Origin of the sequence: Paraburkholderia sp. HP33-1, from assembly GCF_021390595.1 — a bacterium.
In the GTDB taxonomy this organism is placed as follows: Bacteria; Pseudomonadota; Gammaproteobacteria; order Burkholderiales; family Burkholderiaceae; genus Paraburkholderia.
The window spans coordinates 971,299-986,219 of record NZ_JAJEJR010000002.1 but is presented as its reverse complement, the minus strand read 5'-3'; the positions used below and the strand labels follow the sequence as shown (position 1 = coordinate 986,219).

The 14,921-nt window shown below is 63.6% G+C and carries 17 protein-coding genes; 3 read left to right on the top strand and 14 right to left on the bottom strand.

Features of this window, described 5'->3' with window-relative positions:
• Nucleotides 1–17 precede the first annotated feature (17 nt).
• The 4 genes from tssA to L0U81_RS20520 all read right to left on the bottom strand — a co-directional run bounded on the left by tssA (nucleotide 18) and on the right by L0U81_RS20520 (nucleotide 2,625).
• Nucleotides 18–1,073, bottom strand: coding sequence for a type VI secretion system protein TssA (gene tssA, locus L0U81_RS20535; RefSeq protein WP_233805348.1), 1,056 nt, complete (start codon nucleotides 1,071–1,073; stop codon nucleotides 18–20).
• Between the two features lie 39 nt (nucleotides 1,074–1,112).
• A complete protein-coding gene (locus tag L0U81_RS20530; protein WP_326489844.1) occupies nucleotides 1,113–1,670 on the bottom strand; it encodes an Hcp family type VI secretion system effector in 558 nt (185 codons plus the stop codon).
• A gap of 55 nt (nucleotides 1,671–1,725) precedes the next feature.
• Nucleotides 1,726–2,211 (bottom strand): Hcp family type VI secretion system effector, encoded by a 486-nt coding sequence (locus tag L0U81_RS20525; protein WP_233805347.1) that lies wholly within the window; start codon nucleotides 2,209–2,211, stop codon nucleotides 1,726–1,728.
• Between the two features lie 165 nt (nucleotides 2,212–2,376).
• On the bottom strand, nucleotides 2,377–2,625 hold the full coding sequence (locus L0U81_RS20520; protein ID WP_233805346.1) for a hypothetical protein: 249 nt from the start codon (nucleotides 2,623–2,625) through the stop codon (nucleotides 2,377–2,379).
• A 168-nt stretch (nucleotides 2,626–2,793) separates the two neighbouring features.
• Here L0U81_RS20520 and L0U81_RS20515 point away from each other — a divergent pair, with 168 nt between their 5' ends.
• Both L0U81_RS20515 and L0U81_RS20510 read left to right on the top strand, forming a co-directional pair.
• Nucleotides 2,794–3,327: an RNA polymerase sigma factor gene (locus L0U81_RS20515; RefSeq protein WP_233805345.1), complete on the top strand. Its 534-nt coding sequence runs from the start codon at nucleotides 2,794–2,796 to the stop codon at nucleotides 3,325–3,327.
• The gene (locus tag L0U81_RS20510; RefSeq protein WP_233805344.1) at nucleotides 3,324–4,154 is read left to right on the top strand and encodes an anti-sigma factor family protein; all 831 of its coding nucleotides are present in this window, start codon (nucleotides 3,324–3,326) and stop codon (nucleotides 4,152–4,154) included. The genes L0U81_RS20515 and L0U81_RS20510 overlap by 4 nt, the downstream gene beginning before the upstream one ends.
• Before the next feature lie 85 nt (nucleotides 4,155–4,239).
• Here L0U81_RS20510 and L0U81_RS20505 read toward each other — a convergent pair whose 3' ends face one another.
• On the bottom strand, nucleotides 4,240–4,410 hold the full coding sequence (locus L0U81_RS20505; RefSeq protein ID WP_233805343.1) for a BON domain-containing protein: 171 nt from the start codon (nucleotides 4,408–4,410) through the stop codon (nucleotides 4,240–4,242).
• Nucleotides 4,411–5,075: 665 nt separating this feature from the next.
• Here L0U81_RS20505 and L0U81_RS20500 point away from each other — a divergent pair.
• A complete protein-coding gene (locus L0U81_RS20500) occupies nucleotides 5,076–5,483 on the top strand; it encodes an OsmC family protein (RefSeq protein ID WP_233805342.1) in 408 nt (135 codons plus the stop codon).
• On the opposite strand, the gene scpA is transcribed toward L0U81_RS20500, so the two are convergent.
• The 9 genes from scpA to L0U81_RS20455 form a co-directional block, all read right to left on the bottom strand.
• Nucleotides 5,440–7,590, bottom strand: a complete 2,151-nt coding sequence (scpA, locus tag L0U81_RS20495; protein ID WP_233805341.1) for a methylmalonyl-CoA mutase — start codon at nucleotides 7,588–7,590, stop codon at nucleotides 5,440–5,442. The genes L0U81_RS20500 and scpA overlap by 44 nt on opposite strands.
• Complete coding sequence (locus tag L0U81_RS20490; protein ID WP_233805340.1) at nucleotides 7,587–8,411, bottom strand: Pnap_2097 family protein; 825 nt, start codon at nucleotides 8,409–8,411, stop codon at nucleotides 7,587–7,589. Before L0U81_RS20490 ends, scpA begins: the two co-directional genes overlap by 4 nt.
• Nucleotides 8,408–9,709 carry an MSMEG_0569 family flavin-dependent oxidoreductase gene (locus L0U81_RS20485; protein ID WP_233805339.1) on the bottom strand — a complete coding sequence of 434 codons (1,302 nt, stop codon included), beginning with the start codon at nucleotides 9,707–9,709 and terminating at the stop codon, nucleotides 8,408–8,410. The genes L0U81_RS20490 and L0U81_RS20485 overlap by 4 nt, the downstream gene beginning before the upstream one ends.
• Nucleotides 9,710–9,779: 70 nt before the next feature.
• Nucleotides 9,780–10,064 (bottom strand): MSMEG_0570 family nitrogen starvation response protein, encoded by a 285-nt coding sequence (locus L0U81_RS20480; RefSeq protein WP_233805338.1) that lies wholly within the window; start codon nucleotides 10,062–10,064, stop codon nucleotides 9,780–9,782.
• Nucleotides 10,064–11,257 carry an MSMEG_0565 family glycosyltransferase gene (locus L0U81_RS20475; RefSeq protein ID WP_233805337.1) on the bottom strand — a complete coding sequence of 398 codons (1,194 nt, stop codon included), beginning with the start codon at nucleotides 11,255–11,257 and terminating at the stop codon, nucleotides 10,064–10,066. The genes L0U81_RS20480 and L0U81_RS20475 overlap by 1 nt, the downstream gene beginning before the upstream one ends.
• Nucleotides 11,254–12,240: a sll0787 family AIR synthase-like protein gene (locus tag L0U81_RS20470; protein WP_233805336.1), complete on the bottom strand. Its 987-nt coding sequence runs from the start codon at nucleotides 12,238–12,240 to the stop codon at nucleotides 11,254–11,256. The genes L0U81_RS20475 and L0U81_RS20470 overlap by 4 nt, the downstream gene beginning before the upstream one ends.
• A complete protein-coding gene (locus tag L0U81_RS20465) occupies nucleotides 12,237–12,800 on the bottom strand; it encodes an MSMEG_0567/Sll0786 family nitrogen starvation N-acetyltransferase (RefSeq protein ID WP_233805335.1) in 564 nt (187 codons plus the stop codon). Before L0U81_RS20465 ends, L0U81_RS20470 begins: the two co-directional genes overlap by 4 nt.
• A gap of 2 nt (nucleotides 12,801–12,802) precedes the next feature.
• Nucleotides 12,803–13,936: an MSMEG_0568 family radical SAM protein gene (locus L0U81_RS20460; protein ID WP_233805334.1), complete on the bottom strand. Its 1,134-nt coding sequence runs from the start codon at nucleotides 13,934–13,936 to the stop codon at nucleotides 12,803–12,805.
• On the bottom strand, nucleotides 13,905–14,921 hold the full coding sequence (locus L0U81_RS20455) for a Nit6803 family nitrilase (protein ID WP_233805333.1): 1,017 nt from the start codon (nucleotides 14,919–14,921) through the stop codon (nucleotides 13,905–13,907). The genes L0U81_RS20460 and L0U81_RS20455 overlap by 32 nt, the downstream gene beginning before the upstream one ends.

Sequence of the window (14,921 nt, the reverse complement as noted above, 5' to 3'; positions counted from 1 at the left end):
CAGTTGCCTGAGTCCGGTCAGACGACCCCGCCCAGATGCCTGAATTGATGCGCGCCGTCCGGCGCGACGTCCTCGATGATTTCCATGAAGCTCTTGCCGACCAGCCTCCGGGCACGCTGCAGCAACACCGGCAACGGGCTCGATGGTTCACACTCGACGTAGTAGGCGCAGATCGCGTCGAGCGCGTCGCTCACGTCGCGCGCGCTCGCGATGCGCCGGGGCGTGGCGGGTCCCGCCGCGACGACGCGCTGCGTCGCCGGACCGGAACCCGCGCCCTCTTCACTGCTATTGGTCTCCATCGCACTTCCCCTTCCCCCCGTATCCGGATCGAGCACCGCGATGCGCGCCGCCACGAACTCCCCAATGCGTCCGAGAAGCCTCGCGAGCGGTCCGAAATCAAGTGCGCGCGCCGGCCCCACGCGCCCGGTCAGCGTGTTCTCGATCTTCGCGAGCGAGCCACGCGCCGACGAGAGCACCTCGCACATCGCTCGTCCTTCGTCGATGCCCGCTTGCGCGAACGCCGCATCGATGGCCGCCAGCGTCGGCATCTCGTCGCCTTCGCCAGGCGGCGCCTCCCCCACCAACACGTCGAGATCGCGCAGCGCAAAACCGCGCTGCCCACGCGGCACGACGAAAGGCACGTCGCGCAGTTCGCCCACGAGCCCCGCGCCGTCGACGAGCTCCGACAGCGCGTTGACCCGCGCTGTCGGATCGTCGCCGTCGCTCGCATCCAGTTGCGGATGCACGGCGCTCCAGTGCTGTTCGAGCAGCCCTTCGATCAGCGCGAGACCGCACGCGAGGCCCGCGAAGCCCTCACGCACCATGCTCGAACGCGTGTAGAACACCGCCACGCGCAAATCACGCGTGCGTCCGAGCAGGGTCATCGATAGCGAGCGCGCGAGCGCCCAGTCGGGCGGCGTCGCGGCGATGAACGTGCCGCCATACTCGGCGTCGGGCTTACCGGCGACCGCCTGTTCCAGCGCCCGAAACTCAGGGCTGTACTCTTCGTCCTCACCGCACGGAGATTCCGGCGAGAGGGCGGAAAGCCAGACTGCGATATCTGCGAGGTTCATGGCGGTGTCCGCGACGAGTATTGAAAGGAAGGCAGGCTATTACCGCGGTGGCGACGCTGAACGCGAGCTGGAGCCGGAGCTCGCGCCGGCGCTGGCGCCGGGGGCGGAGTCACAATTCGCCGTTTTCTCCGGGATATTCCATTTGCCGGACACCACGCCGCCCTTCTTGGCCCCAGTGTTGTCCTGCGGCTGATACTCCACGTTGAATTGCGCGAAGTTCAGCGTGACGTTCTCGGCGACCTGATCCGCGCCGCCGGAGCCCACCGAGTGGCGGCTGATGAGCACCTCCTTGAGCGTGATCTTCAGATACTCGACCGGCTCGTTACCGCCTGCCTTGCGTAGCGTGAGCACGGCCTCCGGCATGTGCACGCCCTGACAGCACGACTGCACGATCGTGGGCGAACTCTTGTCGAGGTACTTGGTGATCGAGAGGTCCTGCACCGATGCAGTCCCGGTGCCGCCGCCCGTGCCGCTGTGCGTCGTGCCAGTCTGCGAGCTTCCCCACGACCAGCTCAGCACCTCGATCTCGTCGGTGTGACCCGCCGCCAGTGATTCACCCTTGATGTCGCCCAGCTTGAGAAACATATCTACAGCCATGTCAGTCTCCAGAAAATGCGCCACTTGCGGCACTGGTCAATGCCGGAGTCACGACTCAACTCGCCGTGTTCTTCGGGATGTTCCATTTGCCGCTCACCACGCCGCCCTTCTTGGCCCCAGTGTTGTCCTGCGGCTGATACTCCATGTTGAATTGCGCGAAGTTCAGCGTGACGTTCTCGGCAACCTGATCCGCGCCGCCGGAGCCCACCGAGTGGCGGCTGATGAGCACTTCCTTGAGCGTGATCTTCAGATACTCGACCGGCTCGTTACCGCCTGCCTTGCGTAGCGTGAGCACGGCCTCCGGCATGTGCACGCCCTGACAGCACGACTGCACGATCGTGGGCGAACTCTTGTCGACGTACTTGGTGATCGAGAGGTCCTGCACCGATGCGGTCCCGGTGCCACCGCCCGTGCCGCTGTGCGTCGTGCCAGTCTGCGAGCATCCCCACGACCAGCTCAGCACCTCGATCTCGTCGGTGTGACCCGCCGCCAGTGATTCACCCTTGATGTCGCCCAGCTTGAGAAACATATCTACGGCCATGTCAGTCTCCAAAAAAATGCGCCCCTTGCGGCACTGGTAAATTCGCGTCGCGTTGGATTGCGACGCGTGGTTTGCGAGCTTTTCGTTGATTACCCGCATTACTTCGTTTGACTAAGTTTCCGTGCTGCTTCGATACGTATTTCGTCGCCACGCATCAGCCCAGAATCATGTGCTGGCTCGTTCGTCGAGCGCCCGCTTGATCGCCGCCGCCATGGCCGGCATGTCGCCGCGTTCGCAAAGTGCTGACCAGCTCGCGAGCGTGTCGCGATTCACCGCCGGTGCTTCGCAAAGCTGCGCAAATCGTTCGAGCGTGACCGCCGAGCCGACTATGCTATGAAAACGTTCGCGTCCGATGCACGCGTCCAGCATGACCGCCATGCCTGCCTGCCGGGCGCGGTCGAGGAGTGCCTCCATGATCTGTCTCCTATTCGGTGGTCCAGTTGCGCTTCGTTGCGCGATCCGTGACCCGAAAACAGCCGCCCTCGCCGGCTTATTCCGCAAAAAAGTTCGAAAAATTCGTGGAATAGATTCGCGTCTGGAGTGTTGTCAATCATGAGCGCGCCCATTCCAGGAGCTGCCCCGATGAACGACGACGACCTGACGACCGTCCTGCCGACGTTATTGCCGCGGCTCTGGCGCTTCGCGCTGCGGCTGACGCAGAATCCGCATGACGCCGAGGATCTCGTGCAAAGGGCGTGTGTGCGTGCGCTGGAGCGGCGCAGTCAGCTTCAGCCGGGCACATCGGCGCTCAGCTGGCTCTTTTCGATCCTGCATTCGACATGGATGAACGAGCTGCGCGCTCGCTCGATTCGCAACCGCGGCAGCATGGATTGGCAGGACGAGGAAATCGAATCGTTTGCCGATCCTGCGGCGCACAATCCGGAGCTGGATCTGCTGCATCGGCAGGTGATCGACGCCGTCGAGGCGTTGCCCGAAGCGCAGCGCGTCGTGATGGTGCTCGTGGCGATCGAAGGCTTGAGCTATCGCGAGGCGGCCGAGGTGCTCGACGTGCCAATCGGCACGGTGATGAGCCGGCTGTCGCGAGCGCGGCTGACGATCGGTCAGAAATTTAGCGTGCAGGCGCATGCGGGGACAAGAAAAGGAGAATCCTTATGAACATCGATGATTCGCTGCTGATGTCCTATGTGGACGGCGAGCTTTCGCCGGAGCAGCGCGCGGAAATCGAAGCAGCAATCGCGCACTCGGACGAACTGGCGGCGCGGGCCGCGGCGCTGCAGGCATCGGTCCTGCCATATCGTGCCGCGTATGACCGGCAGACAGTACCGCCCGTGCCGGAAAGCCTCACGCGCCGCATTGAAGAGCTCGTGAGCGTCAGCACGCCGCAGGAGCGCGGTGCGCCGCGCTTCGGCCGGCGTATTTCGATGCAATGGGCGGTGGCCGCGTTCGTCGCCGGTGCGATCTGCTCGGGCGTGCTCACTGGTTATTTTGGTGGCGTGAATCCGTTGAGGTCGGGGGCCGACCCGTGGGTGCAGAGCGTGGCGGACTACCAGGTGCTCTACGGACGCGACACGGTCGCCAATCTCCGCGAAGACAAAGCCAGCACGGAACAGGTGTTGGCCGATATCCATCAGCGCGACGGCATGCCGGTCGATGTTCCCGATCTGCATCAGGTGGGCCTGAAGTTCAAGCGTGTGCAGCGCCTGAATTACCACGACCGCCCGCTCATCCAGATGGTGTATCTGCCGGAGCGCGGTGATCCGGTCGCTCTGTGCGTGATCGAGGAAAACGAGCGCGACGCGCCGGTGCGCTCGAGTCAGGTTGGACAGATGAAGACGGTCACGTGGCGCGCGAATCGGCTCGCCTATGTGTTGCTCGCGAAAGACCCTTCGCTTGACCTGGAAGCCATTGGTAGCAGCATTGCCGGTGGCAAGACTGCGCCGCTCTACAGCAGCGCCAATGCAGACGCGCCGCGCGACAGCTAGGCGCACGCTTGGGCCGCGGCGCACCTCCGAGGCGATTCACGAAGGTGTGCTGCGCGCCGATCCGGCCGACGCCGCGAGACGTTGCTCAATGCTCGCTGTCTCCCTCTCGCACCGTCAATCTGTTCGTTACCGTCCTGACTCCGAGCACTGACCTTGCCGCGTTGCCAGCGCGCGAGATCTGCCAGCTCTCCGGTACCTCTCCCGTGAGCGTGACGACGCCGTGGCTCGCCCTGATGTGAATCCCTGAATCGTCCATGTCCGGTACGCGCCTGAGAGCGCGACGAACGTCTCGAATCACCGAGCTATCCGGCCTGCTTCCAGGCGGCGACGTCGAAACCGCCATCTTTTGCGGAGCCGCGTCGACCGGCGCGCTCACGCCTGTTTGCGCGTTTGCATAGATGACGCAACTCGCGACGGCCGCAGCCAACATCGCGCCGATTATTCTGCTCGCACCGTTTATTTTCATGCTTCCTCCTTTGGGTTCCGGGAACTTCGCAGTGAAAAGCAGAGGAATTGGATGTAGCCCTGCGGTTCATTGAAGAATACGCGGGAATTGTCGAAATGCTGTTCGTTCAAGGACCGGGGGTTCGCCATGTGGACGACGCGGGCGGCCGCTACGGCGAAATGAGCTGCCTGTCGAGGAGAAGGTGTGCAAAGGCGACCATAAAAAGGGACGTAGCGAAACCGTGCCACATCGCATCAAATAGCGCCGTATTCGCTCGGCATAGCCGACCCGAACCGTTCGACTTAGGTTCACCAACGGGGGTCGCACCCGTGTCGATCCATACGGAACAGCCCCTGAGTCTCAGGACGCCCGGCATCTCGTAAAATAAAAAGTAGTCTTGTCTTCGTCTGCCGGATCCTGACGGGCGTTTCGCACTGCTCTCGCGCGTAAGAAATCACCACTCCGAGGAGTTATCCATGCCGCTCGCAGCCGCTACGGCCCACCTTACAGCCGACGCGCCCAACTACGTCGTCGCCATCGAGGCTGGTCACCACTCGCTGACCGGCGACGAAGGCCCGCACGAGGGCGGGCAGGATCGCGGCCCCGCGCCATTCGAGTTCGTGCTGTCCGGGCTTGCCGCGTGCACGGCCGCCACGCTGCGCATGTACATGCAGCGCAAGACGTGGCCGGCCGCCTCAATCACCGTTGAGGTCAGCCTGCATGCCGATCACGACGGGACCCACTACATCCGCCGCGGCGTCGCCGTCGACGGGCCGCTTGAAGAGGCGCAACGCGCGCGCCTTGCCGAAATCTGCGAAAAGACGCCGGTCACGCTTTTCATCAAGCGCGGCACGCGCATAGACACGACGCTGCGCATTGCATGACTGGCAAGAGGCCTTGCGCCGCGGGCAGAGTGGAAAGCGTGCACCGTGAAGCAGCAATGGCCGCCAGTTCTGAGACGATTGCGCGAATGCTCGCGCCCGTGGGAAAGCATCCGGTTACGCCAATTTTTTTCAAGGCCAGCTGACTCGCGTTATCGATGTTTCCACCAATCACAACCGGCACCTGCACGCACCGGCGACGCATTTCCTCAAGCAGAAGCGACACCAGTTCGATATGTGCGCCGACGTGCGACGAGATACCGATCATATCGACGTCAGCCGCTAAAGCCTGACTGCAGGCTTGCGCAGGCGATGTGAACATCGGGCCCGTCACCACGTCGAAGCCCGCGTCTGCCAATGCAGCAGCCACGACGCGCACGCCCCGGTCGTGCCCATCTTGTCCGAGCTTGACGAGCAGAATGCGCGGCGCTCGTCCCAACCTGCGGGTCGCTCTGGCAACCGTCTTGCAAGCCGCTCGCCATTCGGCATCGGACGACAGCATCTCGCCGTAAAACGCCGTCGACAAAGGCAATTCCACAGCCTGACGCGGCCACACCGCTTCCAGTGCCTGCGTGCATTCGCCGACAGTCGCTCGCGCCCGCATGCATTCGATCGTCAGTTCGAGCAAGTTGCCTTTGCCGTCGCGAGCCGCTTCCTGGAGACCAGCGAGCGTATCGCGCACGCGCTGTGCGTGACGCAGGCGCTTCACTTCGCTGATGCGTCGCGCCTGCAACGTGCGAGTCCGCGCTGCATCCAATGATTGCGGGAACAGGCGCTCGTCCTCGTCATCCGCCACGAAACGATTGACGCCCACGACAACGCGTTCCCCGCTTTCGATTTCGGCTTGTACATGCAACGCGGATTGATGAATCCGCTCGCGCGCCCATCCCGAACGTATGGCCTCGACAACACCGCCGCGCGCATCGATCTCATCGAGCACCGCACGCGCACGTTGTGCGATATCGGCTGTCAGTGCTTCCATCATGTACGAACCAGCCCAAGGATCGACCACGTCACACACACCGGTTTCGTGCTGAAGCACGAGTTGCGTGTCGCGCGCGAGCCGTGCCGACTGCGCAGATGGCAGCGCCAGCGCCTCATCGTACGCATTCGTATGCAATGACTGCGTGCCTCCGAATACGGCAGCGAGCGCCTCGACGGTCGTCCGCACGACATTGTTCATCGGCTTCTGCGCAGTCAGCGACCAACCCGAAGTCTGACAGTGCATGCGCAACGCTCGAGCCCTGTTCGAGCTTGCGCCGCATTGCATGGCGATCGCCGACCACAGCAGCCGCGCAGCCCTCAGCTTTGCGATCTCGACGTAGAAGTCCGTGCCGACGCCGAAAAAGAAACTCATGCGCTCGCAGGCGTCGTTTGCATGCATGCCGTGCCGGACAAGCGTATCGACATAGGTGCGCGCGTTGGCCATCGTCAGCGCGAGTTCGAGTACGGCATCGGCGCCCGCTTCCTGGAAGTGATAGCCCGATACCGACAGCGCATTGAAGCGCGGCACCTGTCGTGCGAGAAAAACGGCAGTGTCGGCGGCGATGCGCAACGAGGGTTCAGGCGCGAAGATGGCGGTGTTGCGCACCATGAACTCTTTGAGAATGTCGTTCTGGATGGTGCCTGTCAGTTGAGACGCATGCACGCCGCTTTCCTCGGCCGCGACGATGAAAGCGCCGAGCACGGGCAGAACGGCGCCGTTCATCGTCATCGACACGGAAACCTGGTCGAGCGGGATGCGCTCGAACAGGCGCGCCATGTCCTCGACCGTGTCGATCGCCACGCCCGTCATGCCGACGTCGGCAGCCACGCGCGGATCGTTTGAATCGTAGCCGCGCTGTGTCGGCAAATCGAATGCGACCGATAGGCCTTGCGCCCCTTCCGCCAACGCAGTGCGAAACGCGAGGTTCGTATCGGCGGCCTGCGCGTAGCCTGCATACTGGCGTATCGTCCACGGCTTCCCGGTGTACATCGAGGCGAACGGCCCGCGCACGAATGGCGCTTCGCCAGGCATGCTGTCGAGGTGAGCGATCCGTTCGAAGTCCGCGCGCGTATAGACGCGCTTGAGCGGCACGGAGCGCGGGCGGCGCGAATTGGCGGTGTTCATCGGCGCCTCCAGTGTTTTTCGGTCGCCACGTCGGCGATCTTCATGCCATCGCTCTTGCGCCGCACTTCCGTCCAATGCCTGATGCCCTGTTCGTTCTCCGCTTCGCCTACCACCTGCACACTCAACGTGTCGCCCACATCGACGTTGCCGTAATAGAACAACGAGCGGCTCGCAATGACGGGCGGTTCGTCGAAACGGCGCCGCTGCCACTCGGCGCGATCGACGAACGCCTGGAAGCTTGCGAAATACAGAAAGTCCGCGCCGTTGAAATCGCCATTGGGACAGGGCAGATATTCGATGGGCTTGTCCGTGGCGGGCCAGAGTTCAGGCATGGCGGCGGCGCGGTCGGCGCCGCGAAAGCGCTTGCCCATCTGCACCATCTGCAAAGCGCGAGCGGGCATCGGGGCGATATCACCTGGTAGCGCCGCAAGGACCGCACGCGCGACACTCCGATTGCTGCGCGCCCCGCCGCGGGTGACGAACGCTGACGACATCGACAGTTCCGCAATTTGCGTCTCGCCTCGCACGATGCGATGCGTGCTGAAATGGCGCACCGGTCCCGTCCTGCACAGCGAGCTGTGGATGTCGAATACGTCGTTTTCAGCGATCAAGTCGAGGCCGCAGGTCTGCAGATGGATCGCCGTGAAGGCCGCGTACGAGCGCCCGCCGTTGTCGTCGCGAAAATTGGGCTGCTCGCGACCCGCGTGGGATGCCAGCGCCTCCCAGTGCCGGTGCCCGCACTCCTTGAGCAACCAGTTCTCCGACAGGCCGGTATAGCTCAATTGCGGCATGCCCGCGCGATAGCGATGATTGATGTTCACGCAGCAAGACTCGCCGACGTGGCAACCGACGCTTCGTCTGCCGCGCGGATCGCATCAACCACATGCGCGGCGTCGCGCGCGATCCCCGAGAAGCGGCCCGAGCCCCACGTGTGCAGCCACGGCAAGCCGATGAAATACAGGCCCGGTTGCGGCGTGATACCCCGTGCATGCGCGGGATAGCCGCGTCCGTTGAACACAGGCGCATCGATCCAGCTGAAGTCAGGCGTGAAGCCGATGCACCAGATGATCGAAGTAATGCCGCTCGCCTCGAGATCCAGCGATGTACGCTCGCCCTCAGGCCGCCATACCGGTTCGTACGGCTCGCCGCGAGGCGCGTCGATGCCCTGCTTGTCAATGAACGCGTCGATGCTCGTGTTGATGCGGTTGTAGGTATCGTCGGCGCTATCCAGATTCGGGATCAGGTTGGGCGCGAATCGCAGCTCGCCGTCGCGCAGATCGTCGAGCCGCCCATAGAGTTCCATGCCGTCCAGCGCGAAGCGCCGCAGATCGATATCGCGGCCGCCGTCGCGACCCGTCACATAGTGGTTGGTGTTGTCACGCACGCCCTCGCGCAGCGGATGCTGTTCGACGGGCATATCGTAGTAGCGCATGTCGGCAAGCCAGTCGACGACATCGCGTCCCCGGTAGAAGCGCGCACAGCGCGGCGCTTCGCCGACGGCCAGATACACTTTGCGACCCGCCAGATGCAGATCCTCCGCGATCTGTGCGCCCGACTGCCCCGAGCCGACCACGAGCACCGCGCCTTCCGGCAAGGCCTGCGGATTGCGGTAATGCGACGACTGCAACTGCACGATGCCGGCAGGCAAACGCTCGGCCATGCGCGGCACGATCGGCGTGTGATAGCCGCCCGATGCGACCACGACGTGATCGGCGGTGAATTCGCCGTTCGACGTCGAGACGGCATAGCTGCCTGCCGGCAGTCGCTTCACCCGTCTGACCTCCGTATGCTCGAGCACAGGCGCATCGACCATCGCGATGAAGCCGTCCAGATACGCGATGATTTCTTCCTTCTTCATGAAGCCATGCGGATCGTCGCCGCGATAGGGATACCCAGGCAGCGCGCACTGCCAGTTCGGCGTGACGAGACAGAACGCGTCCCAGCGCTGCGAGCGCCACGTGTGCGTGACCGAGTGCTTTTCGATCACGAGATGATCGATGCCGGCCCCTTTCAGGTAGTAGCTGATCGACAGTCCCGCCTGGCCGCCGCCGACAACGATAACCGAATGGTGCGGGACCGGATTCGATCCGCCTGAAGCCATCATATTTGCGTTCGACATGATTCTTTCCTGCGTTTCCTTGTGGCATCCGGCGCACCGTGCATTTCTGGCAGCGCGCCGCATCCGGGTTTCACAAAAGTTCGATTACCTTCACTTCGGCTTGCGGGTCCGTTGCGAAGCGCTGCGCGTGTTCCTCGATCCGCGCTAGCTGGTCCATCGCCGACGAGCAGGCGAAGCCGTATTTCTCCCGCACGCGTTCGGAGCCGATATTCAGCGCCTCGCGCGCACGCTCGACGAATTCGCCGAGCGCATAGCGCTGTCCCGCGACGAAGAATTCGCCGACCACCGTCGACGGCGAATAGCAGTTGGCCTCGGTGCCGTCCGGCCACTGGACCCTGAAGTGCATGACTGGCATCACGTTTCCTTTGAGTGAGAAATTCCGGGTGCGACGGGTTGTGCATTACGTCGGTACAGGCCGATGTGGCGGCGCGCGCTTTCGCGCCAGCTGAAGCGAGCGAGCAGCTCGGGCACCGCATGGTCGAAGTCGATACCACCGCGATCAATGAGAGCGCGGCGCAGCGCTTCGGCAATACCATGCGCGTCGTGCGGCTGTGCCCAGCAGCAGACGCGTTCATCCAGATACTCGGTGAACGGCTCGATCCGCGATACGACGACGGGCTTACCCGTCGCGAGCCCTTCGAGCACCACGAGGCCAAAGCCTTCGTGGACGGACACCATCGAAACAATGTCAGCGCGCCGCATGAGCGCGGGGATTGCAGCGTCTTCGAGAGCGCCAGTTACGACAATCGATTGTCCTTGCCCGATTGCCAGTCGAAGTTGCGCCGCCCGTTCCATGAACCGGCGCGTGTAGGCATCATGGTCGAGCAGGCTCGCGCCGCCTGCGATGACGAGTTGCGCATCGCGATGCGTTTGCCTGAGCAACGCGAACGCTTCGAGCAGTTGCAAGGTGTTCTTGCGTTGTTCGACCCCGCCCACAGCCAGCACAACCGGCTGGCCGATCAGGCCAAAATCCGCGAGCAGCCGCGCGTCGTCTGCATGCGGCAAAGCGCGAAACCGCTCCACCTCGACACCGTTGTTGACCGTCGATGCCGCCACGCCGAACTCGTCGCGCATCTTGCGCGTCCACGTTTCGCTCACGCAGAACACCGCGTCGGCGTCCATATACGAGCGCCTCTGCCATGCAGCCAGTCGTGGATGGCTGAACGTATCGAGGTGATGCACCGTGCGCACGAAGCCGTCTATCGCGCCTGCTTCCCGCAGCTCGGCGAGCGCATTGCCGCCGATGCCGTCCTGCGCGTGCAAAACGTCGAAAGGGATCGCGCTGTGCGCAAGTAACGCCGCCTTCATCGCGTCGATCCGCGTGGCGACCATTTTTACCGTATCGTTGCCATGCGCTTCGACGGGAGCGAGCACGATACGGCACGGCGTCGCGCGAAACATCTTCGCGCCGCCGACGGACGGCGCCAGGATCGTCACGTCGTGTCCAGCTTCGTGCAATGCACGCCCCAGTTCAAGCGTGTGCACGACGCCGCCGCGTGGATTGACTGAGTGCGTCAGAAGCCCGATGCGCATTGAGGTGCCGTTCATCCCTTCGCTCCCGCCGGCGCACCGATAAACGCGCTGTCGTGGAAGCTCCACAGCAGCGCCGCGTCGCCATGCTGCGTCACTACCACCTCACGCGACGCGTCGACCTGGCCGATCACCGCGCACGCGAGATTGCGCTCACGAAAGCGCGCGAGCACTTCTTCGGCATGTTCGTCACGTACGGAGAGCAGGAAGCCGAAGCTCGGAAAGGCGCTGAGCCAGCGTTCGAAGTCGACGCCTTCAGGGCGCGGAATCGCGTCGAGATCGATGCGCGCGCCGACGCCCGAGCATTCGAGCAGCATCAGCGACGTGCCGAGCACGCCCGCCATGCTGATATCCTTCGCTGCATCGCACCGGCCGCTCTCCGCAAGTAGCGGCAGCAGTTCCAGATCGTCGCGGAGGCGCTGTGCGGGTGCACCCACGGATGCATTCCAGAACGGATAAGGGTCTTCGAAACGGCCGCGCAGATCGACGGCCATCACGAGGCTGTCGCCGGGGCGTGCGTTGAAGCTCGACAGCAATGCCCGCGCGCGGCCGACGATCGACACCGCAAGCTGCGGCTGCGCGCTGCGCGCATTGCTATGGCCGCCGACGATGGGCACGCCGTAAACGCTGGACGCCGCCGCCATGCCCGCCAGTATCTCGCGCGCCGATTCGAGTCCATCGCTCCATATCGCATCCACTACGGCCAGCGGCCGGCCGCCCATGGCATAGACGTCGCTGACGTTGACCATTACGCTGCTATAGCCCGCGAACCATGGCATCGTGTCGATAAAATCGCTGACCAGCCCTTCGATCGCGAACAGCAGATAGCCGTCTCCGTCGGCGATGGCCGCGCAGTCGTCGCCCACCGAAACGGCTTGCGCGAGATCGCGTGTGCCGTTCGGCAAGCGCGACGCCAACGACGCCACCACGCCCGCAATATCCGTCTTATGGCGAAAGCCTCGGCTTTCGCGCAGGCGTTCGACCAGCGTGTGCAGATTCATGAGCGGCCTCGCGACGACGTGACGAAGCCGCTTTCGGGCGTGGAGCACGGCGGGTAATGCGCGAGATCTGCTTCCATCAGATGATGCGACCGGCCAAACAGCGTTTCCTCCGCAATCGTCTGCCAGTGCAGCCGCCGGAACAGCGGCACGTTCTGGCTCTGGACGTGTGCAAGAAACGTATCGCATCCCAGCGCGTGTGCGCTGCTCACAGCGAGACGGATCAGCGTCGAGCCGAGCTTGCCGTGCGAACGGAATGCCGCGTGCACGGCGAGCCGTGATCCGAGCCACGTGCGCGGCTGCGTTTCATGAATACGCACGGTGCCGACCACCTGTTCCGGCATCCCCGCAATGCAACTCAACGCGACAAGCAGCTTTGCGTGACGGTCGATCTCGTCGCGGTCGTCGCCGACGAAAATCCCCTGCTCGACGCAGAACACTGCGCGCCGCAATGCATACGCTTCTTTGCTTTCCCAGGGTAGCGTCACCCATTTGACGCGGTACTCGGCGGGCGTGAAGGCGACGGGCGGCGTGTCGAGTTCGTCGAATGTCTCGCAGAACATGATCACTCCTCGTACGATGCCAGCGACGAACATGCGCCGCATTTCCCACAGCCGGCCTTGATGTCGGTGGAACGCATCTGTGCGTCCCGGAGCATCGCGCCCAAAGGTACCAGGATCGACTTCATGAACTCGGGCGAAGGCGCCGGATGGTCTTCGAGAGGTGTGCCGCTGATCGGCACGAACGGCACGACGAACGGATACACGCCAATGTCAATCAGTTCGCGCGAAATCGACAGAATCGCTTCGCGCGTATCGCCGAGGCCCGCGAGAATGTACGTACTGACCTGCCCATTGCCGAACACGGCAACGGCCGCCTTGAACGCTTCCATGTATCGCGAGATTGGTACGCTCGCCTTGCCCGGCATAACCCGCGCCCGCACTTCGGGCGTCACCACTTCGAGGTGCATGCCGAGCGTATCGATGCCGCTCGCCTTCATGCGCTCGAACCACGCGTCGTCGTCGGGTGGCTCGCATTGCGCCTGGATAGGCAGATCGACGGCCGCCTTGATCGCAAACGCGCTTTCGCACAGGATCTGCGCGCCGCGATCCGGCGTCGGCGGCGTGCCCGTGGTCAGCACCATGTGCTTTACGCCATCAAGCAGCACAGCAGCGCGCGCCACTTCCGCCAGTTGCTCCGGGGTCTTGCGCGCAATCGTACGGCCCGCCGCGAGCGACTGGCCGATTGCGCAGAACTTGCACGTCTTCTTGCGGCTCTCATAGCGGATGCAGGTTTGCAGCACCGTCGTCGCGAGCACGTCGGTACCGTGCAACGTCGCGATATGCGAGTACGGCACGCCGTCGAGCGTTTGCAGTTGCGTGAAGCGCGGCGCTTTCGGGAAGCTGATGCTTGCAATGGGGATCGTGCCGCGCATCAACGCGCTCGCGCCCGCTTCATCCGGCGCTCCCGCGACGAATGGCGAATTCCACGCGGAACTGGTGTGCACCGGCACCATGATCGTCACGCCATCGACGGTCACAGCCTTGTGGTCCGACGGCCCTGCCCCGCCGCGCCGGCTAGCGGCTCCTGCGTTCGGATCGACGAGGCGCAGCCCCGCCGACTGCAACTCCGTGCGCAACTCCATCATCTGGCGCTGCGTGCGCGGCTCAGCCGACGACAGGTTCATGCTGAGATTCATCCTGACCTCCATTCGTGATTTCAGACGCGGCGTCCGTGCGTTCGAACGACGTCGACATCGGTGCGACAGGCATCGCCGGGCGATCGTTGATCGCAAGACTCAGCAATTCGGGCCGCGCGTAGTGGCCGACGGAATCCATCATCCGTTTGCGCTTCGTGATCAGCGACATGTCGAGATCGGCGATGACCATCCCTTCCCCTTCCCGCAACGGCTCGACGAGATGCTGTCCTTCGGGCGACACGATGGCCGTCATGCAGCCGCCGCGCAGCGCCTTTTGCAGCTTTGGATCGGTCGTCACCGCTTCGATCTGCGCTTCGCTGAGCCAGCCCGTCGAGTTGACGACGAAGCAGCCCGATTCGAGCGCGTGATGACGGATGGTGACCTCGATCTGCTCGGCGAAAATCGGACCGACCAGCGAACCCGGGAACTGGCTGCAATGGATCTCTTCGTGCTGCGTCATCAGCGCGTAGCGCGCGAGCGGGTTGTAGTGCTCCCAGCACGCGAGCGCGCCGACTCGGGCAATGCCCGTATGCGCGACCTTCAGCCCCGCCGCATCGCCTTGTCCCCAGATCATCCGTTCATGAAATGTCGGTGTGATCTTGCGGCGCTTCAGCACGAGCCGTCCGTCGACATCGAACACAAGTTGCGTGTTGTACAGGCTGCCGTAATCGCGCTCGTTCACGCCGAGCACGACGACCATCGAATGACGGCGCGCGCGCTCGCTCACGGCCTGGGTGACGGGGCCAGGCACAACCACGGCCTGCTCGTAGAGCCGCATATGGTCGGCGCCCGACGCGACGGGAGGACGCACGAACGAGAAGTACGGGTAGTACGGCACGAACGTCTCGGGAAAGACGATCAGCTGCACGCCTTTCGACGCGGCTTCGTCGATTGCGGCGCATACCCTGTCGAGCGTGCCGCCGGGACGCTCGAACTCGGGCGCAATCTGCACCGCCGCTGCACGGATGATTCGCTGCTCGGACAT